The 341-nt window shown below is 43.7% G+C and carries 1 protein-coding gene; it reads left to right on the plus strand.

What is annotated here, in order from left to right; translation table 11 throughout:
- Positions 1–341: Calx-beta domain-containing protein (locus Q0828_RS24420; protein ID WP_298427989.1), on the plus strand; the 341-nt coding region annotated here is incomplete at both ends.

A 341-nucleotide genomic window follows, 5' to 3' on the forward strand; every position in this document is an offset into this window, starting at 1 on the left:
GTAGACAACAGTGCGACAGATCCAGCTGATTATACAAGTACAACAGTAACCGCTACGATTCCAGCAGGACAGACAGTGGTAAATGTTAATATTCCAATTACAGATGATACGGTAGGTGAACCTACAGAAGACTTTACCGTGACTGGAACGGTGGCAAGTGGGAACACTTCTAATGCATCAGATACTGGAACGGTAACAATCACAGATAATGATACCCCAGCAATGAGTGTTGGAGATGTAACGATCGCAGAAGATGGTGGTAGTGCAAGTGTACCAGTAAGCATTGACAATCCAAGTAGTGTAGCTACAGTGGTATCAATTACTACGGTAGACAACAGTGC

Source organism: uncultured Kordia sp. (genome assembly GCF_947496985.1).
Taxonomy (GTDB): domain Bacteria; phylum Bacteroidota; class Bacteroidia; order Flavobacteriales; family Flavobacteriaceae; genus Kordia.